Origin of the sequence: Acinetobacter sp. NEB149 (genome assembly GCF_012516415.1) — a bacterium.
GTDB classification, from domain to species: Bacteria; Pseudomonadota; Gammaproteobacteria; order Pseudomonadales; family Moraxellaceae; genus Acinetobacter; species Acinetobacter lwoffii_V.
On record NZ_CP051208.1, the window covers coordinates 2,750,615 to 2,777,027 of the forward strand.

The window sequence follows — 26,413 nt, forward strand, 5'->3', positions numbered from 1 at the left end:
CGACTTCCTTTATAATGTTTCATTGTAGATCATTTATTGAAGTTGAGTTATGCACCACAGCAGAGGAAAATCCAAAAACAGTAAGACAGCCCATGCGCCTAAGCAAAAGATCAGCTACGAGAAAAAAGTTGATTCTGCCATTACTGAATATTCTGTGCGCGCACTCAACTGGCTACGCAAAGCCGAATTTTTAATGAGTGCACCCAAACTCAGTCTTTGTGTAGAAGATACAGGCTATGAAATTGCTTTTGCCGGCCGCTCGAATGCGGGTAAGTCTAGTGCGATTAATGCCCTGACCAACCAGAAACAGTTGGCACGTGCATCGAAAAAACCTGGCCGTACCCAGATGATCAACTTTTTCAGCCTGGGTAATCCGGATCAGCGTCTGGTCGACTTACCCGGTTATGGTTATGCGGCTGTGCCTGAAAAAATGAAACTGGTCTGGCAAAAAGAACTGGAAAATTACCTGATTCACCGTCAAAGCTTGCAAGGCCTGGTATTGTTGATGGATATCCGTCATCCCCTGCAACACTTTGATGTAATGATGCTGGAATGGGCTTATTCCCGCCAGTTGTTCGTGCATGTGTTATTGACCAAATCTGACAAACTAAACCGTGGTCCTGCATCCAAAGCCTTGCAGGAAGTCAAAGCGGCATTGAAAAAGATGAAGCTGGATTTCTCGATTCAACTGTTTTCCTCCATGAACAAACAAGGTTTAGAAGAACTGGCCAGCGTCATGGGTGGCCGTTTGAACTTTACCTTAGATCAAGCATCTGAATATGATCTGGACAGCATTCCGGAAGCATCAGCGCATGATTTGAATGAATCTGATGAACCGCTTGAAGAGCTCGAGCTTAGTGAAGCTGATTCTGAGCATGCTGAAGTATCGACTCATGATTTAAATGAAGCTGAAGAACCGCTGGAATTGCTTGAGCAGGATCAATCCGAGCTTAAAGCGGCAGATGAGCTAAATCAGAATAAGCGTTCAGCGGATTAAGACCATATCACCTAAATGATCTGTGATCATTCTTGATTTATTAAAACTCAACGTACAAATAAAAAAGCAGGTCAAATACCTGCTTTTTTTTATTTTTTTAAATGTTTTAGCTATCTGTAGCTTGAAGATCGGGTTCACGCGTATGCCGGTCCACCACCACGCTGATCATCATATCTCCCTGAACATTCACCACTGTACGTACGGTATCCAGTAAACGGTCGATCGGCAACAGAATGGCAATTGCCTCGGCAGGCAAACCTACCGATTGCAAGACCATAATCATAGTCACCATACCGGCACTCGGAATCCCCGGTGCACCTAAGGATGCAATCATCGCAGTCGCGCAGACCACCAGTTGCTGCCCCAGACTCAGATCCAGCCCCATTAAATTGGCAATAAACAGAGCTGCAGCTGCTTCATACAGCGCCGTACCATCCATATTTAACTGGGTCCCAAGTGGAATTACAAAGCCTGCGGTATGTGGGCGTACCCCTAAATTTTCCTGTGCGCATTTCATCGACAGGGGCATGGTGGCCGAACTGGAACTGGTGGCAAAGGCAGTAATCAAGGCAGCACGTGTGCCTTTAAAGAACGTGACCGGATCCATCTTGCCGAAAATCCATAGCAATAAAGGCAAGACCACGATGCCATGAAAAATCGTCGTACCGGTGACTACCGCAGCGAATTCAGCCAGACGACTAAGAACCGAAACATCTTCAGTGGCAATTAATTTGGCCAATAAGGCAAAAATACCGAGTGGTGCCAGTTTCATTACCCAGCCAATCATCAACATCATGATTTCGAAAAACTGGTGACTCAGCTTGCGCACGGTACGAAATTTATCTCCTCCCGCAACCAGTGCCACACCAACAAATAGCGCAAAGACTACCACCGCCAAGACATTGCCATCCGAAAATGCTTTAAAGGGATTGATCAAGGTATTTTGAATAAAGTTGGTAAAGAAAGAAGAAGGCGTCAGCGTATCCGGTGTTTGATGTTGTGCCATGGCATCCTGGAACATCAGCACATCCACACCCTTACCGACATCAAACAGATGCGCACACGCCAGACCTAAAATAAGTGCCAAGGTAGTGGTGGTCACACAGCACATCAGGGTAATTTTCCAGGTGCGGCTTAGCTGCCCACCCGCCTGCAGATTGGATACGCCGACCACGATCGAGCTAAAAATCAGCGGCACTAACAGCATTTTTAACAAGCCAATAAAAATACTGCTGACGATGCCGATGCCATATAAGCTGATATCAAAAAATGAGGTCTGCGGAAATATCGTCAATAGAAATCCAAACAGCACCCCCAATACGGCGGCAATTAAAATTTGCGTATTTAAGCTCATCTTTTCATGCATTTTTAATATTGATCTTAAGCCGCACTATGCCATGCAGTGTCTATAGAATCGAGTAATATTTTATAAACGCATGGTTGAGGCATGGCATCAAATGGCCTTTTTCATCCGGCTTAAAAACAAAAAACCCAATCTAGGATTCGGCTTTTTGACAGACTACAAACTTATTGTGTTTCGATTTCACGTAAGCGGATCAGACCTTCCTGAGAGGTACTGCAGACCAGCTCGCCGTTCTGCCACATCCGGCCAAAATTCAGGCCGCGCGAACTGGCGCTCTGGGTGGCATCCATATCGTAAAGCATCCATTCATCCGCACGGAATGGTTTATGGAAGTACATGGCATGGTCAATACTGGCACATTGTAAGCTTGGCGAAATATAACTCAGACCATGTGGACGAAGCGCCGTGGTCATCAAGGTAAAGTCAGAATAGAAAGCAGCAATGGCCTGATGCAAGGAGATCTGATCGACTTCTGCAGCAATACGGTCATGCGTACGGATATAGTGCGCATAAGACGGTGCTTCAGGTTGAGGCTGGAATGGATTTTGCGGATTGACCGGACGAATTTCCACATGACGATCACGAGTGAAAGATGCACGAACATTTTCCGGAATAAACTCAATAATCTGCTTGATCAGCTCTGCTTCATTTTTCAGGCTTTCTGCCGGTGGATATTCAGGCTCTGAAATCTGGTAATTCAGGCCCTCTTCCTGATGCGCGAAAGACACCATACACATGAAAATGGTACGGCCATGCTGAATAGCGCGCACCTGACGGCTGACAAAGCTCTTGCCGTCACGGATACGATCCACTTCATAAATAATCGGTGCATTGACATCCCCGCCAAACAGAAAATAGGCATGTAATGAATGTGCTGGACGGTCTGTGGTATAAGACGCGGCGCGTAGTGCCTGCCCTAAAACCTGCCCACCGAACACGCGCTTGCCCACCAGATTCCGGCTGATTCCCCGGAAAATGTTTTCTTCTAACTTTTCTAAGCTGAGCAGCTCGACCAGTTCCTGTGTTAAGGCATTCATAAGCAACCTATCTAATATTGGAGATATCCAAAATGGAAAAACGGATCTAAATAATTGATCTGGAATATTCTGCCACAAAATCAGACCGAAACTCTAAAGTTTGCATGACTGTTCTGTCATACTGATGTCATAAGTGACTAGGAAAAGCACCTGCTTTCACGCTAAAATTGAAGCACTTCTGTTGAAGTTGTTAAAAAAAGATATATTGTTTCGCTTTAGAAACCCGCAAAATAAATTCCCTCAGAAGTCCTGTGGTTTTGGTCAGTAAAATTAGGAGCAGCTATGTCCAAGAATGGCTTTGGTCAAATGTATCGCAAGCTTTCAAGTAAGTTACTTGATCTTGTGGTTACCCCTCATGTTCTTGGGGAAGTACCAAGTGAAGTGACAGCACCTAAATCTGATCAGACTGCAGCAGAATCGCAAAAGCTGGTCTGCTACGTTTTACAGAACCATTCACGTAGTAATGCACTGGTTGTCGATGCAGAAACGCGCCGCTTAAAATTGCCGGCTGCACTTGATCCAATGCAACTCGGTAACAGTAAGGAAAAAGCATCAGTACTGTTTTTACAGCATCATGATGAAAATAATCTGCTCAGCTCACCACCGCATGCTTTCCCGCCGCGCCTGTTACGCCTGATTGAAATCCTGGAACAGCATCCTGAACTGGATGTCGAACTGGTACCGGTAACAGTACTTTGGGGACGTGAACCGGAGAAAGAAGATTCCTGGTTTAAGCTTTTATTTACCGATACCTGGTCTACGCCAAGCCGGGTCAAACAACTGGTCAATATCGGCCTGCATGGTCGCCAGTCTTATTTAGAGTTCCATGAATCGCAGTCTTTACGCACCTTGATTAACTTTGCTAAAGAGACGTATCCAAATTCAGCGCCGGCCACCTATATTGTCAGCACTTTAAATGATTACCTGGATGGTCAGCGCGAAGTCATTCTCGGGCCGGATCTGTCCGACCGCCGTAATGTCATGCATGGCCTGATCAAGTCACCAGATGTACAGGCAGCGATTCGCAATGACAGTATTCGTAGCAAAATCTCGATGCTGGAGTCTGAACGTCGCGCCATCGGTTATCTGAACGAAATCGTTTCCGACTATTCTCATTCTACCGTACGTTTTGCCGACAAGGCCCTGACCCGCTTATGGACCCAGCTTTATGACGGCGTGGAAGTGCATAATTTCAGTACCGTGCGTGAACTGGCCAAGGATTATGAAATTGTCTATACCCCATGTCACCGCAGTCACATTGACTATTTGTTATTGTCTTATGTGATCTATCGTCGTGGCTTGATGGTGCCGTATATCGCTGCGGGCGATAACCTGAATATGCCTTTTGTCGGTCAGATTTTGCGCGGTGGTGGCGCTTTCTTTATTCGCCGTACTTTCCGCGGCAATGCGCTCTATACCACGGTGTTTAAAGAATATCTGTATAGCGTCCTGTCACGTAATACCCCGCTCGAGTACTTTATTGAAGGGGGCCGTTCACGTACCGGTCGTTTGCTACCGCCAAAAACCGGGATGCTGGCAATGACCGTGCATGGTCATTTACGTGGCAAATCCAAACCGATTGTGTTTGTACCGACCTATATCGGCTATGAACGCCTAATGGAAGGTGGTACCTATGTCGGTGAGATGAGTGGCAAGCCAAAAGAAGCCGAGTCTATTTTTGGTATTTTGAAAACCCTGCGCAAGATTGAACGTATTTTTGGCAAGGTGCACCTAAACTTCGGGAACCCGGTATTTCTGGATGACATTCTGAAACAGCATGGCGCAGAAAATATCAAAATCGAAAAGAATGACGATCCGATTCCACAAGCGGTTTCTGATGCGGTGAATAGCTCGGCACAGGCTATTCTGGAAAATATCAACAGTGCGGTGGTGATCAATCCGGTATCGTTATTGTCTTTAATCTTGCTGGCTACGCCGAAACATACGCTGGATGAAGAGATCTGTATCAAACAGCTAGATACCTATCGCACCTTGCTGGCTGCCCTGCCTTATGATGAGCGCATGCAGGTGACGCCACTTTCTGGCAAGGAAATTATTGCCTATGCAATGAAGCTGAAACTGATCAAGCGAGTCAAGCATGTACTGGGCGATATCATTGCCATTGAAGACAATCAGGCCGTTCTGCTGACCTATTTCCGCAATAATATTGTGCACACTTTTGTGCTGCCCTCCCTGATAGCCGCCCTAGTTGAACATAACGGTACCATTCGCCGTCATGATGTCGTGAATATCAGTAGTACCCTGTATCCATTCCTCAAAGCCGAACTGTTCTTAAAATGGCATGAAGATGAAATTCAGGATCAAGTGAATGCGCATATTGACAGCTTAATTGCCTCGAAACTGATTACACAAGATGGTGAAAACCTGATTGCACCGGCACCGAATACGGAAGCGCATCATCAGCTTGAAATTCTGGCTGCGCCCGTAACTCAAAGTCTGGAACGTTATTACATGACTTTGGCACTGATTACCCAACGTGGTTCTGGCAATATCTCGACCCGTCAGGTCGAAGAGCTCAGTTACCTGGTTGGTCAACGCCTGTCTGTGCTATATGAGTTCAACTCACCTGAGTTCTTCGACAAAGCCCTATTCCAGAGCTTTATTAAAGTCTTAACCCAAAAAGGTTATCTGTGTACCAATGAAGACAATGCGATTGTCTTTGATGAACAGCTGACGAATGTGGCGCAATATGCAGATTTGGTATTGGATGAAGTGAAGTTGCAGATGTTGCATCACATCACCGACTTTACGGATGAAGAACTGAAAGAAGCTTTGGATGCAGTTGCGGCTGAACAAGCCAAGAAACGTGCGAAGCGGAAAAAGAAGTAAGTTTAAATTAAATAAAAAGAGAGGCTAAGGCCTCTCTTTTTATTTAAGAATTTATAAGAAGTGAAAATTGGAAAGCTAATGCCATTATTTAAATATGAGTATTCCCTCTCCTGAGCGAGTTTTAAAGCACGGCTTTTAAAACGAAGTGCAAGTGAGGATAGGGAGAGGTCTTTTAAATAAAATCCTCCCCTAACCCCTCCTTTGAAAAGCATAGGTATCTACACAATTCCTGAACTTTGCGTTAAATTGAAGAGCATGCTCTTCAATTTAACATCTCTGGCCTGGATCAGCGTCTTGTCAAGCGCTATAACAGCCTTGTAAAGCTCAATATGAACCCTCTTGCTTCACTTGCTCCGGCAATCAAAGACCTGGCTTCTGCCCAAAAGTCGAGTTTCGCAACCACACAAGCGGTCTGGCGATTCCTGAATAATGACAAAATCTCTTTTAGTCAGTTAAACCAGCCAATTGAACATCTTGCATGTGAACAGATCAAGGCATCACCGCATCAATATGCATTGATTGTTCATGACTGGTCTCAGCTACAGTATGTGAAACACCATCATAAAATTCAGCGCCTGCAAAGAACCCATCAATATGATTCAGGCTATGAATTGCAAAGCAGTCTGCTGGTTGATGCAGCCTCGGGACTACCTATTGCGCCACTGGCGCAGACACTATCAGATGCCTCAGGCTGCTATTCCACATTCAGTCAACACTCTGCTGGGCGCAAATCTCATCTAGATTCACTTACCGAACAAATCAAAGTGATTGAACAATATCCCATTGAGAAAACATGTGTTCATATCATTGATCGTGAAGGTGACTCCATTGCCCACCTAAGGGAAATGAGCAGCCAGGGTTTTAAATGGCTGATTCGGGCGAAAGAAGGCCATCGAATTGAGCATCAGGGCAAAACATGCAAAGTTGCAGAAGCCGCAGAACGAGTAGAAACGCAGCAGGTCCAGCCGATTGCCTATAAAGGAAACCGGCATATGTTGCATGTGGGAGAAACTGCTATCCGGATAACACGTGCAGCAAAACCGAAGAGAAATGACGATTCAGGCCAACGGGTTGCTCCCCAGCCAGGGAGTGCGATTGAAGCCAGATTAATTGTTGCCGTAGTGAAAGATGATCAGGATAAGACCGTCGCAAGATGGTCACTAATCAGCAATGTTCCATCAGAGATTACTACGGTAGAGATGACGACCTGGTATTACTGGCGCTGGACAATTGAATGCTATTTCAAGCTGCTCAAGCAGGCAGGTCATGATATTGAAGCATGGCTTCAGACCAGACCTGAAGCCATTTTAAGGCGGTTACTGATTAGCTGTATGGCTTGTGTTTTAACTTGGCGAATCCAGCGTTCTGAAGATGAACACCATCAGAAAATTCGTGTATTTCTCACCCGTCTTTCAGGTCGGCAGCAGAAAAGAGGTAGGTTGGAAAGTGCACCTGCCTTATTGGCAGGGCTTTCGATTTTACTGAACACTCTTCAACTGCTCTCGGAATATTCAATAGATGAACTCAATGAGATAGCCACAATGGCATTAGGTATCTCATAGATGTGTAGATACCTATGCTTTGAAAAGGAGGGGGATTCCCACTGCTGTCCCATAGTTTGCTTTAAATAAAAAAACCTGAGTCCTAACAGTTAAAATATGAGTGCAAACAAACACTTTAACGACTAGGATTCAGGTTTTGTCACATCAGAATACCGTATTTCATGAGCTAATTAAACCTGTTGTGCGACAGGATTTTGAACAACTTGCTAAAGTACACCATGTTGGACAGAAATTTAGAGCGGCTTCCCGGTGGGATCAGTTTATTGCCATATTGATGTCTCAATTCTCTTGTAGGCAAAGTCTGAGAGATATTCAATCCAATTTGGAGTGCCAACAGGAAAAGCTAAGTCATCTCGGAGCAAAGTCTATTCCCCGAAGCACGCTGGCACGAATCAATGAGCAGCAGCCTGCTGCCTTGTATCAACAGCTATTTTACAAGTTGCTTAAATACTATGAACACTCAAAAGTAGCTCATAAATTTCGCTTTAAGAATCCCTTGTATTCCTTGGATGCCAGTCATATTGACCTGTCGCTTTCCTTATGTGAATGGGCCAAAGTTCACAACTCAAAAGCCAGCATGAAACTCAGCATAGGATTGAATCACAGCAATGATATTCCTGAGTTTGTTGCAGTTGAAAATGGCAAAGAAAATGACATGGTACAAGGCCGAAAATTCCAGTTTCCTGCTGGCAGCATTGTAGTTTTTGATAAAGGCTATGTCGATTACCAATGGTATGCAAATCTGACTGCTCAAAACATTGGATTTGTCACACGTTTTAGGCCTAAATCTGTGTATCAGGTGATCCAGCAACATCCAGTGCTTGAATCCAAAGGTATTCTAAAAGATGAAACCATTCAGCTGAATAGCGCACATGCCCTAAAAAGAAAAGCCCCAGTGTTAAGAAGAATTGAATATAGAGATCAGCAAAGTGGCAAGCACTTTAGCTTTCTCAGCAATAACTTTCATTTAGCCGCCTCCACCATTGCGGCGATTTATAAAGATCGTTGGAAAGTTGAGCTGTTCTTTAAGGCGATTAAGCAGAATCTCAAATTAAAAGCGTTTCTAGGCCGCAGCAGGAACGCAATTCAGACACAAATCTGGATTGCGATGATCGCCTATTTATTGGTGAGTTTCGCTCAACATTTAGGGAAAACAGGTTGGACAGTTCAACGTTTACTCAGAATAATTCAAGTGAATTTGTTTGAAAGAAGAACTTTAAAAGCTTTATTTTCACCCGATAAAATACCCATAAAACAAGAGGAAGCTCAAATGAGCTTCCTCTTGTGAAAAATTGTGGGACAGCAATGGGGGGATTCCTCCCTTTAAAAAGGGAGGCTAGGAGGGATTATTTTTCCTCATCACCCCCAAATAATCCTCATAACAATCTGGATGCTCTAACTCAAATCCCATTTTCTGCATTCGAGTCGCATAAAGTTTCTTACCTGTCACCTGCTCACTTTCTACTTGCAACAAAGGAAGTCCCAGCTGCTGTTGGAACCATTGCAATATTTCATGCAATAATTTTGGCTGGTTATCGGTCACAATATAAGAAGATTCCGGATGTTCCACATGAATCATATGTGACAAGAAACGTGATAAATCTTCAATATGAATCCGGTTGGACCAGTGCAAATTTGGATAGCACGTCATAGAAGCAGCCATTTTTTGCAGACGCGCAACTGAAGTACCGTAAATGCCGCTCGGACGAATGATGGTAGATTGCTCAGGATAAGCAGTGAAATAAGCCTGCTCCATCTGCTGCAAGATTTTGCCCTGAGCATCATTCGGGTGAATTTTAGTTTCGTCATCTACGATTTCACCGGAATCTTGTCCATACCCTCGTGTCGATGACACCACCATAATCCGCTTCACCGGATGCTGTTTCAAGGCAGCCACAATAGGTTGAACCGAATCCAGATAAGTCTGCTGATAGCCTTCAACCGTACTTTGTTTTGGACTAAGTAATACATAGACCCAGTCAATCGGAGGAACTGCTGTTAAATCCAGTTGATGCACATCCTGAATCAGATGAGTTGCGAATGAATCTGTTTTGGGACTCTGGCTAATTGTGCTAATTTGATGACCTTGCTCAAATAGTTGTTTAGCCACACGTCGGGATGTTTTACCATAACCGATAAATAAAATATGCATTGAGCACCGAATCACAAATCTGGTTGAGGGGACATGGCTGCAGTCCATCAGTTACAAGGCGTTGGCAATGCCGCCGCTGCATTACTCGAAAAACTAAATATCTTCAATACTGATGATTTGCTTTTTCATCTACCACGTGACTATGAAGACCGTAGCACGATCATTCCTATGAATCAATTGAGCGTGGGACACAGCTATCTGCTGGAAGGCATCGTTAAAGGTGTGGATTTCCCCCCTGGCAAACGCAAATCCATGGCTGTGCTGCTAGATGATGATTTTGGCAAAGTCACTTTACGTTTTTATCATATTTATAAAGGCATTACTGACCGCTGCAAACTGGGTAACCGTTTAAGAATTTTTGGTGAAGTGCGGGTTGGTGCGCGCGGTCTGGAAATGTATCATCCCGAACTGCAAGTCATTACTGAGGACACACCTTTACCTCAAACCCAGCTCACGGCGATTTACCCTGCGACTGAAGGTCTGACCCAGCCAAAAATACGGGATTATATTCAGCAGGCCTTGGCTCAGTATAGCGACCATCTGCCTGAATTGCTGCCAGCAAAATTTAGTAACGGTTATGCGCTGAAACAGGCACTGGAATATATCCATCATCCACCAGTCAACGCCAATATGCTGCAGCTGGCACAAGGCTCGCATCCTGCACAGCAACGCCTGATCTTTGAAGAGCTGGTGGCGCATCAGATCAGTTTATTGACACGTCGGGCCTTTATTCAGCAAGTCGAAGCGCCTTCATTTGCGCCCAGTAAAACCTATGCCAAACAGCTCTTAGCCAGTCTGGCTTTTGAAATGACCGGTGCGCAAAAACGTGTATCCAGAGAAATCGTGCAGGATTTAAAAAGCAATAAACCGATGTTGCGTCTGGTGCAAGGCGATGTTGGTGCAGGTAAAACCCTAGTGGCCGGTGTCGCAGCCTGCCATGCCTTAGAGGAAGGCTGGCAAGTGGCCTTGATGGCACCGACCGAGATTCTGGCCGAGCAGCATTATCTGAATTTTAAACGCTGGTTTGAGCCTTTGGGCTTAAATGTGGCCTGGCTTTCCGGCAAGCAAAAAGGTAAAGCTCGCGCCGCAGCGGAACAGGTGATTCGGGATGGCAGCGCCCATCTGGTGATCGGAACGCATGCCCTGTTTCAGGAAAATGTCGAGTTTGCCAAACTGGGTCTGGTGATTATTGATGAACAGCACCGCTTTGGTGTGGATCAGCGCCTTGCACTCAGAAATAAAGGGCTAGATGGTATGTCTCCGCATCAACTGGTGATGACTGCGACTCCGATTCCCCGCACACTGGCCATGTCTGCCTATGGTGATCTGGATACCTCGGTGATTGACGAGCTTCCGCCGGGCCGTACCCCGATTCAGACCGTGACCATTCCATTAGATCGACGCGAAGAAGTCTTGCAACGGATTGCCAGCAACTGTGCTGAAGGTAAGCAGGCCTACTGGGTCTGCACCCTGGTAGAGCAATCCGAAACCCTAGATGCTCAAGCTGCCGAAGCGACTTTTACCGAAATTCGCGAGCGCTTTCCTGCGCTGAATATCGGACTGGTACATGGCAAGATGAAAGCCGATGAAAAACAGGCGGTAATGCAGCAGTTTAAAAATAATGAATTACAGCTCCTGATTGCCACCACCGTGATCGAAGTCGGCGTCGATGTACCCAATGCCTCCATTATGGTGATTGAAAATGCCGAGCGTCTGGGTCTATCTCAATTGCATCAGCTACGTGGCCGGGTCGGTCGTGGCGCCAAAGCCAGCTTCTGTGCCCTGCTGTATAAGCATCCACTTTCGCAAAATGGTCAGGAACGTTTAAGAATCATGCGCGAAACCAATGATGGTTTTATGATTGCCGAGAAAGATCTGGAGTTACGTGGCCCGGGTGAGCTGCTCGGGACCAAACAGACCGGGGACATGAATTTCCGTGTGGCCAAACTTGAACGTGATGATCACCTGCTCAATCAGGCACATTATGTGGCTCAGCAGATGCTCAAGGATTATCCCGATCAGGCCGAAGCATTATTGCAACGCTGGCTACCGGAAGCACCGCGCTATGCCTATGTTTAAATTACTGCAACATGGAAAATCCTGGCTGACCCGCTTACAGCCCTGCCAGCTCTGTCTGACCGATCATCAGTCCATTCATTCAGTCTGTGAAGATTGCTGGCGACAATTACCCTGGGCACATCAAACCATTCAACGGCAGGAAATGCAGTTACAGATTGCCTGCGACTATGCCTATCCGATGGACCGGCTGATTCAACTGTTTAAATATGAACAGACACTGCATTTGCAAAATTTACTGGCAGGTGCGCTGTTAAGTTTAGACCTGCCTAAAGTCAGTGCAATTGTACCGATGCCGATCTCGAATGAGCGTCTGGCAGAGCGCGGGTATAATCAATCTCTGGTGCTGGCAAAACATGTGGCGAAAAAGCTGAATGTACCCATCTGGCAACCTGTTCGACGAATGAAACAACACTCGCAAAAGGGCCTAAGCCGGCTGGAGCGGATTGAAGACATCCAATCACAATTCCAGATCAGTACCATTTCCAAGCTGCGTTACCGTCGGGTGCTGATTATTGATGATGTGGTGACGACCGGCAGCTCGATTCGAGCACTGAGCCAAACACTTGAACAACTGGGCTGTCAAAAAGTTTATGCAGCCTGTCTGGCAGGTGCTCAAATCTGAAAATTTAAGCTTGGGCGAGTAACTGCGACTTCACCCAAGGAATCACAATTTCAGTGGTCAAGGGTGCGAGTCGTAGCTCTTTTTCATCCAGATCGACCCATTTCATTTCGGCAATTTCCGCTTCAATTTTTGGTGCTTGATCCAGACTTACCCAATAGACATAACTCACCAGTTGATGATCTGGTTCATTCGCCGTCTGGGTTTCAAAACGCCCAATGAATTGCTGAATCTGTGCCTGTGTGCCAATTTCTTCCTGAATTTCACGCAACATCGTTGCTTCTGGTGCTTCATTTGGCTCCAGCTTGCCACCAACCTGCATAAAGCAGGACGTCCCTTTTTTACGAACCACCAGCAGTTGCTGCGCTTCATTTAAAATAATGGCTGCAGCCACCGTAATCACTTTCATTTATTTTCTACAAATCATGCTGTGGACAGCTTATTTTACAAGATCGGTCTGATCGACCATACCCCATTTCGCTTCAGGCGGCTGATAACTTTCAAACTGGCGCAAAATATCATCCAGATTATCACTCACAATTAAAGCATCGCTAAAGCGCGCTTTGGTAAAACCTTTCTCGGTCGTCATATGGATAAATTTGAGTAAATCATCATAGAAACCATCTACATTTAAAAAAGCACAAGGCTTTTTATGAATTCCCAACTGTGCCCAGGTCCATTGTTCAAAAATTTCTTCCAACGTTCCTGCACCACCCGGAATGGCAATAAATCCCTGTGCCAGTTCCGACATGCGGGTTTTACGTTCGTGCATATTATCGACCACAAATAGCTCGGTAATATGCGGATGCGCCAGTTCACGATTGACCAACTGTCTTGGAATTACACCAATCACCTTGCCACCAGCAGCCAAAGCACTATCAGCGATAATCCCCATCAAACCAGAACGACCACCGCCATAGACCAGCGTCTGATGTCTTGCTGCCAAGGTTTGGCCAACCTTTTCGGCAATCTGGGCATAGAGAGGATCGGAGCCCAGTGCTGAACCACAAAAAATTGCGATAGAATTCATCATTTCACTCTCCAATTGACGCTATATTGTACGAAATCGCTGCAAGCGCGTTTTTTCCAAAAATAACTGCTTAATATCAGTGTTTTTATTCAATTCCTTGTCTAAAATACACCCATTCCAATTCACATACTGCGCCAGGGAGAAAAGACAGCATGCTTGAAGCCTTTTACGCCACAGAGCGCGGTAGCTTAGAAGATATCACGATTAATGGTGATTTCGACCTGCATCCAGATTTAGTATGGCTTGATCTGATTGCACCTTCACAAGAAGAGCAGCAATGGATTCTAGATGCCTATGCGCAAAACTTACCGACCTTAAAATCGCTGGAAGATATCTCCTCTAGTGCCCGATTTTACCGTGATGATGACGGTATTTTGCATATCAGTACCTATTTTTTAACCAAAAATAAAAACTATCAGGTCGAGAACGAAAACGAAGATGAATCCAGCATGCTGGCGACGGTACAAACCGTAGCATTCATTCTGCATAAGGACCGTCTGTTTACCTTGCGTGGCGAAAAGCTGGTGGCCTTTCGTGCCTTCCGTGCCCGTGCGCGCCGCAATGATTATGAAATCGATTATAAAGATCCAACCTGGATTTTATTGGGCCTGCTCGAAGCCAAACTGGATGAGCTGGCCGATATTCTGGAAGATGTACATAAAGATTTAGAGAAATATTCAACTGAAGTGTTGAATAATCGCCATCGCGAGCAGATTCTCGATCTGGATGACATGATTACCCGTCTGGCTCAACTGGAAGATATGCTTGGTAAAGCGCAGCTCTGTCTGATCGATTTACGTCGTGTTCTGACTTTCCTGTCTCGTCCACGCGCCTTGGGCAGTCATATTTATGATGCGGATATCCGAGAACTCAGTGAAGATGTGCGCTCGCTGGTTGAACATGATGCCTTCCTGTTTCAGAAAGTGCGCTTCCTGCTCGATACCACGTCCGGATTCATTAACACGGAACAGAACGATACGATTCGTCGATTCTCGATCCTGCCAAGTATGCTTGCACCGCCGATGCTCATTGCCAGTATTTATGGCATGAATACCGAAGTTCTGCCTTTTGCACAAGGCTCCATGAGCTTCATTATGGTCAGTATTATTTTGATCGGCTTTTTAATCGGGCCATTGATTTACTTTAGATGGAAGAAGTGGATTTAATTTCTTCACCCTCTCTCTAACTCTCTCCCATAGGGAGAGAGCACTTCCAATATTTATTGAGATAGTAGTTTTTAAAAATATCATTTCTCTCCATAAATTTAGAGAGGAAGTTCCCTCTCCTTTTAGGCATAGGTATCTACACAATTCCTGAACTTTGCGTTAAATTGAAGAGCATGCTCTTCAATTTAACATCTCTGGCCTGGATCAGCGTCTTGTCAAGCGCTATAACAGCCTTGTAAAGCTCAATATGAACCCTCTTGCTTCACTTGCTCCGGCAATCAAAGACCTGGCTTCTGCCCAAAAGTCGAGTTTCGCAACCACACAAGCGGTCTGGCGATTCCTGAATAATGACAAAATCTCTTTTAGTCAGTTAAACCAGCCAATTGAACATCTTGCATGTGAACAGATCAAGGCATCACCGCATCAATATGCATTGATTGTTCATGACTGGTCTCAGCTACAGTATGTGAAACACCATCATAAAATTCAGCGCCTGCAAAGAACCCATCAATATGATTCAGGCTATGAATTGCAAAGCAGTCTGCTGGTTGATGCAGCCTCGGGACTACCTATTGCGCCACTGGCGCAGACACTATCAGATGCCTCAGGCTGCTATTCCACATTCAGTCAACACTCTGCTGGGCGCAAATCTCATCTAGATTCACTTACCGAACAAATCAAAGTGATTGAACAATATCCCATTGAGAAAACATGTGTTCATATCATTGATCGTGAAGGTGACTCCATTGCCCACCTAAGGGAAATGAGCAGCCAGGGTTTTAAATGGCTGATTCGGGCGAAAGAAGGCCATCGAATTGAGCATCAGGGCAAAACATGCAAAGTTGCAGAAGCCGCAGAACGAGTAGAAACGCAGCAGGTCCAGCCGATTGCCTATAAAGGAAACCGGCATATGTTGCATGTGGGAGAAACTGCTATCCGGATAACACGTGCAGCAAAACCGAAGAGAAATGACGATTCAGGCCAACGGGTTGCTCCCCAGCCAGGGAGTGCGATTGAAGCCAGATTAATTGTTGCCGTAGTGAAAGATGATCAGGATAAGACCGTCGCAAGATGGTCACTAATCAGCAATGTTCCATCAGAGATTACTACGGTAGAGATGACGACCTGGTATTACTGGCGCTGGACAATTGAATGCTATTTCAAGCTGCTCAAGCAGGCAGGTCATGATATTGAAGCATGGCTTCAGACCAGACCTGAAGCCATTTTAAGGCGGTTACTGATTAGCTGTATGGCTTGTGTTTTAACTTGGCGAATCCAGCGTTCTGAAGATGAACACCATCAGAAAATTCGTGTATTTCTCACCCGTCTTTCAGGTCGGCAGCAGAAAAGAGGTAGGTTGGAAAGTGCACCTGCCTTATTGGCAGGGCTTTCGATTTTACTGAACACTCTTCAACTGCTCTCGGAATATTCAATAGATGAACTCAATGAGATAGCCACAATGGCATTAGGTATCTCATAGATGTGTAGATACCTATGCCTTTTAGGAGAGGGTTAGGGTGAGGTCATATTTTAATCCTTCCTAACCTCCTTTTGATAAAGGAAGGAATTTACTTTTAAAATGTATCAACAATAAAAAAGCACCTTTCGGTGCTTTTTTATTTACTGAATGATTTGTAAATCATCCTGTAAATGACAGGCCTGAATGATATTCATCATTTTAGCAGGGACAGCTTTAAACTGTAGTCCTTGCGCTTGAGGAGTCTGGCGCAACCAGCGCACCAATACTGCCAAAGCCAAAGTACTGCCACTTTCAAGCCCAGCCAGATTAACCACAAGCGGAAACTTGCTCTGCGACTGAACCACACGCAGACCATCTAAGTAATAGTCCTGCGCATTAGCATAGTCAATCTTGCCTGAAACCTGCAATTCCTGATCCTTGAATACAATCACGGCTCACCTATCTGATTATTTCTTGTCGATTGCAGCTTCTGCATCCGGTTTGAAGTTAGCAATAGCTTTATCTATGTTACCGCCATTACGTTTGACTGTCGCAGCAAACTGGTTACGGAATTGCAAACCTAGATCAATACCCGATACATTGATGTTGCGGATTTTCCATTGTGAACCTTTGTCCACCAGCTGAAACGCTACCGGAATTTTTTCGCCTTTATTATTAAAGTCGATGGTTACAACAGGGTTTTTGCTATTGCTAGCCTTGTATGGACGTACGCTATAGGTCTGATTGCTGAACTTGGAAAATGCAGAACCATAATTTTCAATGAGCGTTTCACGGAAATTCTTTTCAAACTGTGCGCGCTGTGCAGCCGTACTATACTGGTTCGTTGCATAAGTCCCCATCACAATACGCGTGAAAGACTGTGAATCAATGTATGGATCCAAATTCTGGCGGACAATCGCTTTGACCAGCGCCGGATTGTTCTGCAATTTTGCATTATCAGCTTTGAGGCGCTCAATCAAACCATCTGCCACTTTTTAATAAAAGCAGGTGGTGCTTCAGACGGTGCAGCAAACACTGTACCAGCAACCATTGTGGAAAGAATGCTTGCTGTAAGCGTTTGTTTTACTAAAGTCTTCACTGAAATCTCCTCAATCTATTATTCAACAAATGCAGGTTCTGCATCAGTCGATTCTGAAACTGTCGCCTGTTCTGGGGCAGTTTCTTGACTATCCGACGATTTACCGGCACCGCCAGTAATGAACTTCGTCACTAAATCTTCAATTTCCATGGTGCCTTGGGTATTGGCAATCTGATCACCGCGCTGCAAATAGTTCAGACCACCACCTGGAATAATTTTCAGGTATTTTTCACCCAATAACCCATTGGTCGCTACCATAATATAAGCATCCTCATCAATATTGGTGATGGATTTCATGTTAGCTAAGAGTTGTTTTTCCATGTCTTTTTGTTGCGCAGGGGTAGCCGCAGTATAGTCTGAACTATAACGTAACTCTTCCAGTGCTTCCTGCTGAACCTGCTTTAACTGTTCAGTATTAAACGAGGTCAAGGAGCCATCTAGGGTCATATGTACGGTCGCCAGACGCGTCACTGGATCCAGGGTAATGTCATCCACCTGCCCCACTTTCACACCACTCAATGCCACCTTAGCACGCGGCTTGATCCCATTTACATTTTCAAAAGTCGCTGTCATTTTATAGCTGTCGGAAATATTGTGTCCGACCAGACCACTGACACGCATCGCCAGGAAAAATAAGGCAATCGCAAACAAAATAACAAAAACACCAACGGCCAGCTCACTAGTACGTGATTTCATTAAACACCTCCGAACATGACCGCAGTCAACACAAAGTCAAAGCCTAAAACGCACAGCGAAGAATACACGACTGTACGCGTTGTAGAAGTTGCAATACCTTCCGATGTCGGGACACAAGCATAGCCTTGATACACCGCAATCCAGGTACAAATTAATGCGAATACAAAACTTTTAATAATGGTGCCATTCAAGACATCTTTATAGAATTGCACGCTGCTTTCCATGCCGCTCCAATAAGCGCCTTCATCGGCACCCAGGAAATCTACCCCGACCATTTTACCGCCCATAATGCCAACTGCGGCAAAGATGACGGAAAGCATTGGCAAGCTAAAAATCCCTGCCCAAAGACGCGGCGAAATCACCCGCTTCAATGGATCGACACCGATCATTTCCATACTGGACAATTGTTCAGTAGCTTTCATCAGGCCAATTTCCGCAGTCAAGGCTGAACCGGCACGTCCTGCAAATAGCAAAGCAGCGACCACAGGTGCCAGTTCACGCAGCAAGGTCAACGCGACCGCTGTTCCTAGCATCGACTCACTACCAAAGGTCGACAAGATGCTAAACATCTGCAAACCAAGCACGGCACCAATAAACAGGCCAGAAACCATAATAATCAGCAGGGACAATACCCCAACCCGATACATCTGATAAATAAACAGCTTTACGCCAAGCCAGGTCGGCATGGAAAATAAAATCTGCAACAGCATCAGGGTCGCGACCCCAATCCCCTGTACACGTTCAATAACGCGTCTACCTAATGCGGCAATTGCATTCATGAACGAACCTCATCACTTAAATAAGCTTGATGACTAAACTGATAATCCACCGGACCTTCTACCGAACCGGTCAGGAATTGCTGTACAAAAGCAGACGGATGCGCTTTCAGCTCTGCTGGTGTGCCCTCGCCCTGAATTTTGCCTTCTGCCACCACATAAATGTAGTCCGCAATCGATAAAGTTTCTGCAACATCATGCGAGACAATAATCGTGGTCAAGTCTAGTGCTTCACGTAATGAACGGATCAGACGAGTCAAAACGCCCATCACAATCGGATCTTGTCCGGCAAACGGTTCATCGTACATGATCAGCTCAGGATCTAGCGCAATCGCACGGGCCAAAGCCACGCGTCGGTTCATACCACCGGATAGTTCAGATGGCATCATCTGTTCTGCACCACGTAAACCGACTGATTCCAGCTTCAGTGCCACGATTTCCTTAATCAGATGTTCCGGCAATTTGGTATGTGCCCGAATCGGAAATGCGACATTTTCATACACGCTCATATCGGTAAACAAAGCACCGCTCTGAAACAGCATGCCCATCCGTGCACGTGCTGAAAAAAGTTCGGAACGTGACATCGTGGCAATATCCTTGCCGTCCAATAAAACCTGACCGTGCTCAGGAACCAGCTGCCCACCAATCAGTCTTAATAAGGTGGTTTTACCAGTACCGGATGGTCCCATAATGGCGGTAATCTGCCCACGACGAATATTTAAACTCACGTCGTCATAAATCACGCGCTCACCCCGCTTGAAGCTCAGATTCTTGACTTCAATCAGAGATTGAGTATCTCGCGCTGTTTGATTTTTCATAGCTGAGTTTATTCCTGCATTTTTTCAGCATGCATACTATAAAGGAACGAAGTTCAAAATGTTAGCAGTTGAAAAAGATGGTTTAATATCATAAAAAAATGACAACAATGGATTATTTCGTATTTTTTATAATAAAAATATGCACTTAAGCTTGATTCAAGCACATTGATTAATTAAAAAGACTGTATAAATAATAGATAATATTACATAAAATCAAAGTCAATGCGATATATGGCATATACACCTCTATCAATTGAGATCGAAGAGCTAAGCTTTTCATATTAATAATTATCATAACCCTGACAAAATATGATTTAGTAGACATTTTACGTTAAAAAGCAAAAAACTCAATGCATAAAAAAACCGGTATTTCTACCGGTTTTTTTATCTTCATCTAGCGACTGAATTAGTCGTTAAATTTACGACGTGGACGATCTTCACCACCGAACGAACGTTCACCACGTGGCTTGTCATCAAAGTTGCGACGTACTGGACGATCACCGAAATCACGCTTTGGACGGTCATCACCGAATGAACGCGCTGGACGATCACCGAAACCGCCTTCACGACGTGGAGCTGAACGATCACCAAAATCACGTTTTGGACGATCACCATAACCGCCTTCACGAGCTGGTTTATAATCTACACGGTTGCCACGGTTGTCATCATTAGAACGAGGACGGTCACCAAAACCACCTTCACGACGTGGAGCTGGACGATCACCGAAGTCACGCTTTGGACGGTCATCAAACGAACGTTGTGGACGATCACCGAAACCGCCTTCACGACGTGGAGCAGGACGATCACCGAAGTCACGCTTTGGACGGTCATCAAACGAACGTTGTGGACGATCACCGAAACCGCCTTCACGACGTGGAGCAGGACGATCACCAAAGTCACGACGTGGACGATCTTCGCCAAATGCTGGACGTTCGCCACGAGGTTTGTCATCGAAGCTACGACGTGGACGATCATCACCGCCTTCACGACGTTTGAAGTTGCTTTCGCCTTCAAAACGACGACCGCCACCGAAACCACCACGACCGCCATCACGACGACCGCCATCACGGCCACGACCGCGACCAGCGCCATCACGGCTACCACGTGCAGGAGGTGGAGATGGCTCAAGACCTTCAATTTCAGATACGTTTAGACGCGCATCAAGGAAGTCTTCCAAAGCACGGATTTTACCGCGTTCACGGTAAGTCGCCAAAGTAATTGCTTTACCAGTACGACCCGCACGACCTGTACGACCGATACGGTGTACATAGTCTTCGTTCTTCATTGGAAGACCGAAGTTGATTACGTGTGAAATTGTTGGTACGTCAAGACCACGCGCTGCAACGTCAGTTGCAACCAGAATCTTCGCACGACCTTCACGAATGCTACGTAAACGACGGTTACGAACAGTTTGTGGCATAGCACCGTGAAGCGCTACAACTGATAGACCTGCTTCAGCAAGTTCTTCAGCCAACATATCTGTATCTTCTTGAGTTGACGCAAATACAACTGCTTGATCAACGTCTTCTTCGTTCAACCAGTGAGTAAGAAGTTTTTTCTTGTGCTCGAAACCGTCAGTCCAATGCAAAGTCTGAGTAATATCAGTATTTGTAGAGTGACCAGTTTCGATCGAAATACGCATTGGGTCATTCATCATGCGTTCTGCAAGTGTAATGATACGTGGTGCAAAAGTCGCAGAGAACATAAGAGTCTGTTTGCGGTTTGCAGCCAACTCACCAATTGCTTCTAAGTCTTCAGAGAAACCCAGGTCAAGCATACGGTCAGCTTCATCGACGATTAACGCGTCAACTTTATCCAATTTGATTTGACGACGATTCACCAAGTCAAGTAGACGACCTGGAGTTGCAACAACAACTTGCGCGCCTTTTAACTGTTGAATTTGCTTACCGAAAGGCATACCGCCCATGATTGCCGCAATACGAACACCTTTCATGTGACGTACAAATGCGATTGCGTCTTGACATACCTGTTGTGCCAATTCACGAGTCGGTGAAATCACCAAAATATTCGGTTGAGTAACCGCTTTCATACGGTCTTTAAACGGTACTAATGTATCTTGGTTTGCCAACGCATTTAACGTAGGCAGTAAGAATGCAGCAGTTTTACCAGAACCTGTTTGGCTTGACACAAGAAGGTCTTTGCCTTCAAGCGCAGCTGGAATCGCTTGTTCTTGTACAGGAGTAGGAGTAGTAAAGCCTAAAGCGTCGAGAGCCTGGGTTAGAGATTCGTCGAGGGAAAAATCAGCAAAAGTTTTGCTCATAGAGAGTATTCACCCTGAAGTGGGTGCTCCATTTAATAAATAACAATTATGGACATCGGCAAAAAGCGGCACAGCAAATAATGCTGAAAATATTAGGATTCAGCAGCGATCCGAGTAACGACGATGTGGATATAACGCACGCATGATTACGGCCGCAAACCTGAAGGAATCGCTTAAGCGATTGGGGCGCGAAGGATATGTCCTCTCTATGGACAGCACGCGCATACAATGATTAGAAGATAGTGTTCAGGTAAAGAACAGAAATTAAGTGCGTGGCGGAATTATAGCAGAATATTCCACAATGTCATTAAGTTTTAAAACTAATTTTCCTTATTCATAATTTATCTATATATTTCTAATACTTAAAATATAATAAAAAATGTAACAGGTGGTATAAAAAGTCACTTTTCGCCAATTCACCTGATATTTCCAGTATTCAAGCAAAGATCAACAACTTTATATCAGTAACTGGTGACCTAGATTCCCATGCATAAAAAAGGCATCCCGAAGGACGCCTTTTCTCAATATTAGATCTGATTCATCTAAACCCGATTATTTTGCTGCTTCACCCCAAGCAGGAACAACTGCTTGCATTAAAGGCTTAAGCATTTTCATTGAACAAGCCAAAACTTGACCATTTTCCATAGAGTCGCTACCACCACGTGCATCAACTACAGTACCGCCTGCTTCTTTCACGATCAATTCGCCAGCTGCGATATCCCAAGGCTTTAAACCAAGTTCGAAATAACCATCGAAACGACCTGCAGCAACATAGGCTAAATCCAATGCTGCAGAACCTGAACGACGATATTGCGCGCCAGCTTCAGTTACATTTAACAGGGTTTGAAAATGGTTCTTGGCATAAGACACAACTTCGCCATTACGCTTGGCACGATAAGCGTGACCAACAGCCATAAAAGTATTTTCCAGGCTGTCTTTAACATTCACACGAATACGGCGCTGGTTCATCATGGCACCACGACCACGACTGGCAGAGAATAGCTCATCTTTCACCGGGTCATAAATCACCCCGTGTTGAGTAATGCCTTTGTGCTGAACTGCGATAGAGATACAGAAATGCGGGAAACCGTTAATGAAGTTTAAAGTACCATCTAGCGGATCGATCACCCAACACCAATCGGCGTCATGACCTTTACCTTCCTGATAGCCAAACTCTTCACCAAGGAAACTGTGATTTTTATAGCTTTTACGTAGGGTATCGATGGTCAACTGTTCCAAATAACGATCTACACGCGTTACCGGACCATCAATTCCTTTTTCTTCGACTTGTAGATCGAGTTTATGACGATTCTGATGCGCTTTTAAAAGCTCTTGACCAACTAACTGAGCCGCACGCGCAGCCATCACCACCATAGGTTCCATTGAACACCCACTACAAATTTGAAGACACTGATAAAGAATAATGCATAAAAGCCCCGATATCTTAGCAAATATCGGGGCTTTTTTGGGAAAAATGTGTCTAAAATTTTTAAGAACTTATGACAAGACGCTTTGCCCCAGGCTGGACCAAGCCTGATTGATCGATTTTTCAATGCCTTGCGCATCCAGACCCGCTTGCTGCAACATCTGTGCATGGGTCGCTTGCGCCATAAACGTATCATCCAGACCCAGATTCAACATCGGTTTGACAATCTGTGCTTCTGCCAGATATTCATTCACGGCACTACCTGCACCGCCCATCACTGCATGTTCTTCCACCGTGACAAACAGACTGGTGCTTAAAGCGAGATCATCGAGCATTTGAGTATCCAGTGGTTTGACAAAACGCATGTTAACCACACGCACGCCAATCTCATGTTTCACGGCAAATGCTTCAGCAGCGTCGACTGCAGCCTGTACCCGGCTACCAAATGCCAGTACAGAAATATATTCATCATACTGCCCATTAAAGCTGGCCACAATTTCCGCCTGACCGATCGGAATCTCGATCATCTTTTGCTGGATATCGACGCCCAGTCCATTGCCACGCGGATAACGTACCGCTGCCGGCCCTGGATACAAATACGCTGTATGCAGCATTTGACGGCATTCATTTTCGTCTTTCGGCGCCATGATCACGATATTCGGGATAGTACGCATATAGGCATAGTCATAAGCACCGGCATGCGTCGGCCCATCTTCACCAACCAGACCGGCACGATCAATACCGAAAGTAACATCCAGATTCTGCAAAGCCACGTCATGTACCAGTTGATCATAACCGCGTTGCAGGAAAGTCGAGTAAATTGCAACCACCGGCTTCAAGCCCTCACAAGCCATACCGGCAGCCAAGGTAACCGCATGCTGTTCGGCAATCGCGACATCAAAGAAACGTTCTGGATATTCTTTGGCAAATTTGACCATGCCTGAGCCTTCGCACATCGCAGGTGTGATTGCGAGCAAACGGGCATCTTGTGCCGCTTCATCGCAAAGCCATTGTCCAAATACATCCGAATATTTCGGTGCAGTATTGCTGGCGGCAACGGCGTTGATTTTGCTAATCGCGTGATATTTGATTTGATCGGATTCTGCCGGAGCAAAGCCTTTGCCTTTTTTAGTATAGATATGAATCAGGCGTGGGCCTTTACGCTTTTTCAGCGCATTAAAGACATGCACCAGCTGTTTGACATCATGACCATCGTACGGGCCAAAATAGTCAAAGCCAATGGCTTGGAATAAGTTATCTGCAGCATCGGTCGCTGCACTGTGCAAACGCGAGTTATACAACCATTCTGGATGTGGCTGTACATATGCCTCACCCTGCTCGGTAACATTAACGAACTCACCGCGCTCCCAAATGGCAGCCAGATGTTTGGCAAAACCACCGGTACTGCAAGAAATCGACATATCATTGTCGTTCAGCACCACCATCAGATCAGCACTGTGTGCCACGGCATCATTCAAGGCTTCAAAAGCCATACCTGCCGTCATGGCGCCATCGCCAATAATTGACACAACTTCACACGGATTATTCTGATAACGACGTGCAAGCGCCATACCTAGGCCAGCAGAAATTGCCGTCGAAGAATGCCCTACCCCAAAAGTATCAAACTCAGATTCTTCACGAGCCGGGAACGCTGCCAGACCGTCTTTGGCACGAATGGTGGTGAGCTGTTCACGACGACCAGTCAACACTTTATGCGGATAGGCCTGATGACCTACATCCCAGATCAGGCGATCATGTGGCGTATTAAAGCAATAGTGTAAGGCCACGGTGAGCTCAATTACACCGAGGTTGGCACCAAAATGTCCGCCACTTTGCCCGGCAGCATACAAAATGAATTGACGTAACTCATCCGCCACTTGTTCCAGCTGGCTTTGCTCGAGTGCACGCAGTTGCTCAGGATGATTGATCGCATCAAGCAACGGTGTTACAGGGCGTTGAGTTGGGATTTCTGTATACAGCATATTATGGCAAAGCCTTCTAAAGCCTGGCAAATCTAAAGCTAGGTCAATGGGGAGTACCCGATCATATAGCTGAATTGTAGCAGCTTCAATTCAGCTACGCTTCTAGCGATGCAATATTAAACAATGATCTCGTCGGGGTGAAAAATTGCAGCCTACGATTATCCTGAATAATCTTACTATTTATCAACTATTATCGTTCGCTTTCTACAAAAAAGAAAATCTATTGCAGAATTTCGACTTTGCAATTCTACCAATGTTCAAGCATTACGCTATACTTTAGCCAATTTCAGGATTTAACGGGTTCAGCTGTGCCAATCGAATTTGTCGCAACGTCAAGATTACCTACCGCTCACGGTGAATTTAAAATTACTGTATTTCAAGACCCTAAGACTGGCGAAGAACATGTCGCACTTTCCAAAGGACTTGAAGAAGTATCAGATGAGCCTGTAGTGGTGCGTGTGCATTCTGAATGTTTAACCGGTGATGCCTTTGCTTCACTCAAATGCGACTGTGGCCCGCAATTGCAAGCGACTTTAAAACTGATCAATGAATTAGGCCGCGGAGTCATTCTGTATTTGCGTCAGGAAGGTCGTGGCATTGGCCTGACCAATAAAATTCGCGCTTATGCCCTGCAAGATCAGGGACATGACACCGTAGATGCCAATTTAATGCTGAACCTGCCAGCAGATGCACGTCAGTATGATATGTGCAGCATCATGCTGGATCATTTACAGGTGAAAGCAGTACGTCTCGTGACCAATAATCCTTCCAAAATTGAGGCTTTAAAAGCCCAGGGGATTAATGTGATCGATCGTGTGCCTTTGACTGTGGGTTTAAACCCTTTTAATGAACAATATCTCAAGACCAAGCACGAACGCATGGCACATCTTTATAAAAAGGATGATTTTTAATATTTTTAACCCCCGCCCCACCTTATTTTAACTTAATCCCTCCAAACCTCCCTTTCTTGCGCTTCGACTTAAAGCCATACTTAAGTCTTGCTCAGGGAGGCTTTCCCTCT

The 26,413-nt window shown here is 45.3% G+C and carries 20 protein-coding genes and 2 pseudogenes; 9 read left to right on the forward strand and 13 right to left on the reverse strand.

Going from position 1 to position 26,413, the window contains the following annotated elements:
* Nucleotides 1-49 precede the first annotated feature (49 nt).
* Nucleotides 50-826 (forward strand): annotated as a pseudogene (yihA, locus tag HGD77_RS13310) (ribosome biogenesis GTP-binding protein YihA/YsxC); the annotation flags it as partial.
* Nucleotides 827-1,103: 277 nt separating this feature from the next.
* Here yihA and HGD77_RS13315 read toward each other — a convergent pair.
* On the reverse strand, nt 1,104-2,351 hold the full coding sequence (locus tag HGD77_RS13315; RefSeq protein WP_017397874.1) for a dicarboxylate/amino acid:cation symporter: 1,248 nt from the start codon (nt 2,349-2,351) through the stop codon (nt 1,104-1,106).
* 173 nt (nt 2,352-2,524) lie between these two features.
* The gene (locus HGD77_RS13320) at nt 2,525-3,397 is read right to left on the reverse strand and encodes an acyl-CoA thioesterase (RefSeq protein WP_004645045.1); all 873 of its coding nucleotides are present in this window, start codon (nt 3,395-3,397) and stop codon (nt 2,525-2,527) included.
* 282 nt (nt 3,398-3,679) lie between these two features.
* Here HGD77_RS13320 and plsB point away from each other — a divergent pair, with 282 nt between their 5' ends.
* From plsB to HGD77_RS13335, 3 genes are all read left to right on the forward strand, one after another.
* A complete protein-coding gene (gene plsB, locus HGD77_RS13325) occupies nt 3,680-6,247 on the forward strand; it encodes a glycerol-3-phosphate 1-O-acyltransferase PlsB (RefSeq protein ID WP_005265571.1) in 2,568 nt (855 codons plus the stop codon).
* Between the two features lie 329 nt (nt 6,248-6,576).
* Nucleotides 6,577-7,809 carry a transposase gene (locus HGD77_RS13330; RefSeq protein ID WP_004730312.1) on the forward strand — a complete coding sequence of 411 codons (1,233 nt, stop codon included), beginning with the start codon at nt 6,577-6,579 and terminating at the stop codon, nt 7,807-7,809.
* Between the two features lie 136 nt (nt 7,810-7,945).
* Nucleotides 7,946-9,097: an IS4-like element ISAbe18 family transposase gene (locus HGD77_RS13335; protein WP_005261588.1), complete on the forward strand. Its 1,152-nt coding sequence runs from the start codon at nt 7,946-7,948 to the stop codon at nt 9,095-9,097.
* 48 nt (nt 9,098-9,145) lie between these two features.
* Here HGD77_RS13335 and HGD77_RS13340 read toward each other — a convergent pair whose 3' ends face one another.
* Complete coding sequence (locus HGD77_RS13340) at nt 9,146-9,961, reverse strand: NAD-dependent epimerase/dehydratase family protein (RefSeq protein ID WP_004732295.1); 816 nt, start codon at nt 9,959-9,961, stop codon at nt 9,146-9,148.
* A 33-nt stretch (nt 9,962-9,994) separates the two neighbouring features.
* On the opposite strand from HGD77_RS13340, the gene recG reads away from it, so the two are divergent.
* Together recG and HGD77_RS13350 are read left to right on the forward strand one after the other, a co-directional pair.
* Nucleotides 9,995-12,040 carry an ATP-dependent DNA helicase RecG gene (gene recG, locus HGD77_RS13345; RefSeq protein ID WP_004732297.1) on the forward strand — a complete coding sequence of 682 codons (2,046 nt, stop codon included), beginning with the start codon at nt 9,995-9,997 and terminating at the stop codon, nt 12,038-12,040.
* Entirely contained in the window at nt 12,027-12,662 is a 636-nt protein-coding gene (locus HGD77_RS13350) for a ComF family protein (RefSeq protein WP_004732299.1), read from the forward strand. The genes recG and HGD77_RS13350 overlap by 14 nt, the downstream gene beginning before the upstream one ends.
* 4 nt (nt 12,663-12,666) lie before the next feature.
* Here the strand turns inward: HGD77_RS13350 and HGD77_RS13355 are convergent, their stop codons facing one another.
* Nucleotides 12,667-13,068, reverse strand: coding sequence for an NUDIX hydrolase (locus HGD77_RS13355; RefSeq protein WP_004732301.1), 402 nt, complete (start codon nt 13,066-13,068; stop codon nt 12,667-12,669).
* 30 nt (nt 13,069-13,098) lie between these two features.
* Nucleotides 13,099-13,689 carry a TIGR00730 family Rossman fold protein gene (locus HGD77_RS13360; RefSeq protein WP_004732303.1) on the reverse strand — a complete coding sequence of 197 codons (591 nt, stop codon included), beginning with the start codon at nt 13,687-13,689 and terminating at the stop codon, nt 13,099-13,101.
* A 152-nt stretch (nt 13,690-13,841) separates the two neighbouring features.
* Between HGD77_RS13360 and HGD77_RS13365 the strand changes: the two genes are divergently transcribed.
* Together HGD77_RS13365 and HGD77_RS13370 are read left to right on the forward strand one after the other, a co-directional pair.
* A complete protein-coding gene (locus tag HGD77_RS13365) occupies nt 13,842-14,855 on the forward strand; it encodes a CorA family divalent cation transporter (protein ID WP_004732304.1) in 1,014 nt (337 codons plus the stop codon).
* A gap of 247 nt (nt 14,856-15,102) precedes the next feature.
* Entirely contained in the window at nt 15,103-16,335 is a 1,233-nt protein-coding gene (locus tag HGD77_RS13370; protein WP_004730312.1) for a transposase, read from the forward strand.
* A gap of 140 nt (nt 16,336-16,475) precedes the next feature.
* Here the strand turns inward: HGD77_RS13370 and HGD77_RS13375 are convergent, their stop codons facing one another.
* From HGD77_RS13375 to dxs, 8 genes and pseudogenes are all read right to left on the reverse strand, one after another.
* Nucleotides 16,476-16,766 (reverse strand): STAS domain-containing protein, encoded by a 291-nt coding sequence (locus HGD77_RS13375; protein WP_004732307.1) that lies wholly within the window; start codon nt 16,764-16,766, stop codon nt 16,476-16,478.
* 15 nt (nt 16,767-16,781) lie between these two features.
* A pseudogene (locus tag HGD77_RS13380) lies at nt 16,782-17,413 on the reverse strand (MlaC/ttg2D family ABC transporter substrate-binding protein).
* 18 nt (nt 17,414-17,431) lie between these two features.
* Nucleotides 17,432-18,109: an outer membrane lipid asymmetry maintenance protein MlaD gene (locus HGD77_RS13385; RefSeq protein WP_004732312.1), complete on the reverse strand. Its 678-nt coding sequence runs from the start codon at nt 18,107-18,109 to the stop codon at nt 17,432-17,434.
* The gene (gene mlaE / locus HGD77_RS13390) at nt 18,109-18,888 is read right to left on the reverse strand and encodes a lipid asymmetry maintenance ABC transporter permease subunit MlaE (RefSeq protein WP_004732313.1); all 780 of its coding nucleotides are present in this window, start codon (nt 18,886-18,888) and stop codon (nt 18,109-18,111) included. The genes HGD77_RS13385 and mlaE overlap by 1 nt, the downstream gene beginning before the upstream one ends.
* Nucleotides 18,885-19,703, reverse strand: a complete 819-nt coding sequence (locus HGD77_RS13395; RefSeq protein WP_004645032.1) for an ABC transporter ATP-binding protein — start codon at nt 19,701-19,703, stop codon at nt 18,885-18,887. The genes mlaE and HGD77_RS13395 overlap by 4 nt, the downstream gene beginning before the upstream one ends.
* Nucleotides 19,704-20,109: 406 nt before the next feature.
* Nucleotides 20,110-21,984 (reverse strand): DEAD/DEAH box helicase, encoded by a 1,875-nt coding sequence (locus tag HGD77_RS13400; protein WP_004732315.1) that lies wholly within the window; start codon nt 21,982-21,984, stop codon nt 20,110-20,112.
* A 552-nt stretch (nt 21,985-22,536) separates the two neighbouring features.
* Nucleotides 22,537-23,367 carry an inositol monophosphatase family protein gene (locus HGD77_RS13405; protein ID WP_004281534.1) on the reverse strand — a complete coding sequence of 277 codons (831 nt, stop codon included), beginning with the start codon at nt 23,365-23,367 and terminating at the stop codon, nt 22,537-22,539.
* A gap of 114 nt (nt 23,368-23,481) precedes the next feature.
* Nucleotides 23,482-25,392: a 1-deoxy-D-xylulose-5-phosphate synthase gene (gene dxs / locus HGD77_RS13410; protein WP_004732318.1), complete on the reverse strand. Its 1,911-nt coding sequence runs from the start codon at nt 25,390-25,392 to the stop codon at nt 23,482-23,484.
* A gap of 308 nt (nt 25,393-25,700) precedes the next feature.
* Between dxs and ribA the strand changes: the two genes are divergently transcribed.
* A complete protein-coding gene (gene ribA / locus HGD77_RS13415; RefSeq protein ID WP_004645027.1) occupies nt 25,701-26,303 on the forward strand; it encodes a GTP cyclohydrolase II in 603 nt (200 codons plus the stop codon).
* The last annotated feature ends 110 nt before the right edge of the window (nt 26,304-26,413 follow it).

Bases quoted from the DNA above. Each gene is read 5' to 3' on its own strand.
- HGD77_RS13315 (WP_017397874.1), bottom strand. From the start codon at position 2,351: ATGAGCTTAAATACGCAAATTTTAATTGCCGCCGTATTGGGGGTGCTG.
- HGD77_RS13320 (WP_004645045.1), bottom strand. From the start codon at position 3,397: ATGAATGCCTTAACACAGGAACTGGTCGAGCTGCTCAGCTTAGAAAAG.
- plsB (WP_005265571.1), top strand. From the start codon at position 3,680: ATGTCCAAGAATGGCTTTGGTCAAATGTATCGCAAGCTTTCAAGTAAG.
- HGD77_RS13330 (WP_004730312.1), top strand. From the start codon at position 6,577: ATGAACCCTCTTGCTTCACTTGCTCCGGCAATCAAAGACCTGGCTTCT.
- HGD77_RS13340 (WP_004732295.1), bottom strand. From the start codon at position 9,961: ATGCATATTTTATTTATCGGTTATGGTAAAACATCCCGACGTGTGGCT.
- recG (WP_004732297.1), top strand. From the start codon at position 9,995: ATGGCTGCAGTCCATCAGTTACAAGGCGTTGGCAATGCCGCCGCTGCA.
- HGD77_RS13350 (WP_004732299.1), top strand. From the start codon at position 12,027: ATGCCTATGTTTAAATTACTGCAACATGGAAAATCCTGGCTGACCCGC.
- HGD77_RS13355 (WP_004732301.1), bottom strand. From the start codon at position 13,068: ATGAAAGTGATTACGGTGGCTGCAGCCATTATTTTAAATGAAGCGCAG.
- HGD77_RS13360 (WP_004732303.1), bottom strand. From the start codon at position 13,689: ATGAATTCTATCGCAATTTTTTGTGGTTCAGCACTGGGCTCCGATCCT.
- HGD77_RS13365 (WP_004732304.1), top strand. From the start codon at position 13,842: ATGCTTGAAGCCTTTTACGCCACAGAGCGCGGTAGCTTAGAAGATATC.
- HGD77_RS13370 (WP_004730312.1), top strand. From the start codon at position 15,103: ATGAACCCTCTTGCTTCACTTGCTCCGGCAATCAAAGACCTGGCTTCT.
- HGD77_RS13385 (WP_004732312.1), bottom strand. From the start codon at position 18,109: ATGAAATCACGTACTAGTGAGCTGGCCGTTGGTGTTTTTGTTATTTTG.
- mlaE (WP_004732313.1), bottom strand. From the start codon at position 18,888: ATGAATGCAATTGCCGCATTAGGTAGACGCGTTATTGAACGTGTACAG.
- HGD77_RS13395 (WP_004645032.1), bottom strand. From the start codon at position 19,703: ATGAAAAATCAAACAGCGCGAGATACTCAATCTCTGATTGAAGTCAAG.
- HGD77_RS13400 (WP_004732315.1), bottom strand. From the start codon at position 21,984: ATGAGCAAAACTTTTGCTGATTTTTCCCTCGACGAATCTCTAACCCAG.
- HGD77_RS13405 (WP_004281534.1), bottom strand. From the start codon at position 23,367: ATGGAACCTATGGTGGTGATGGCTGCGCGTGCGGCTCAGTTAGTTGGT.
- dxs (WP_004732318.1), bottom strand. From the start codon at position 25,392: ATGCTGTATACAGAAATCCCAACTCAACGCCCTGTAACACCGTTGCTT.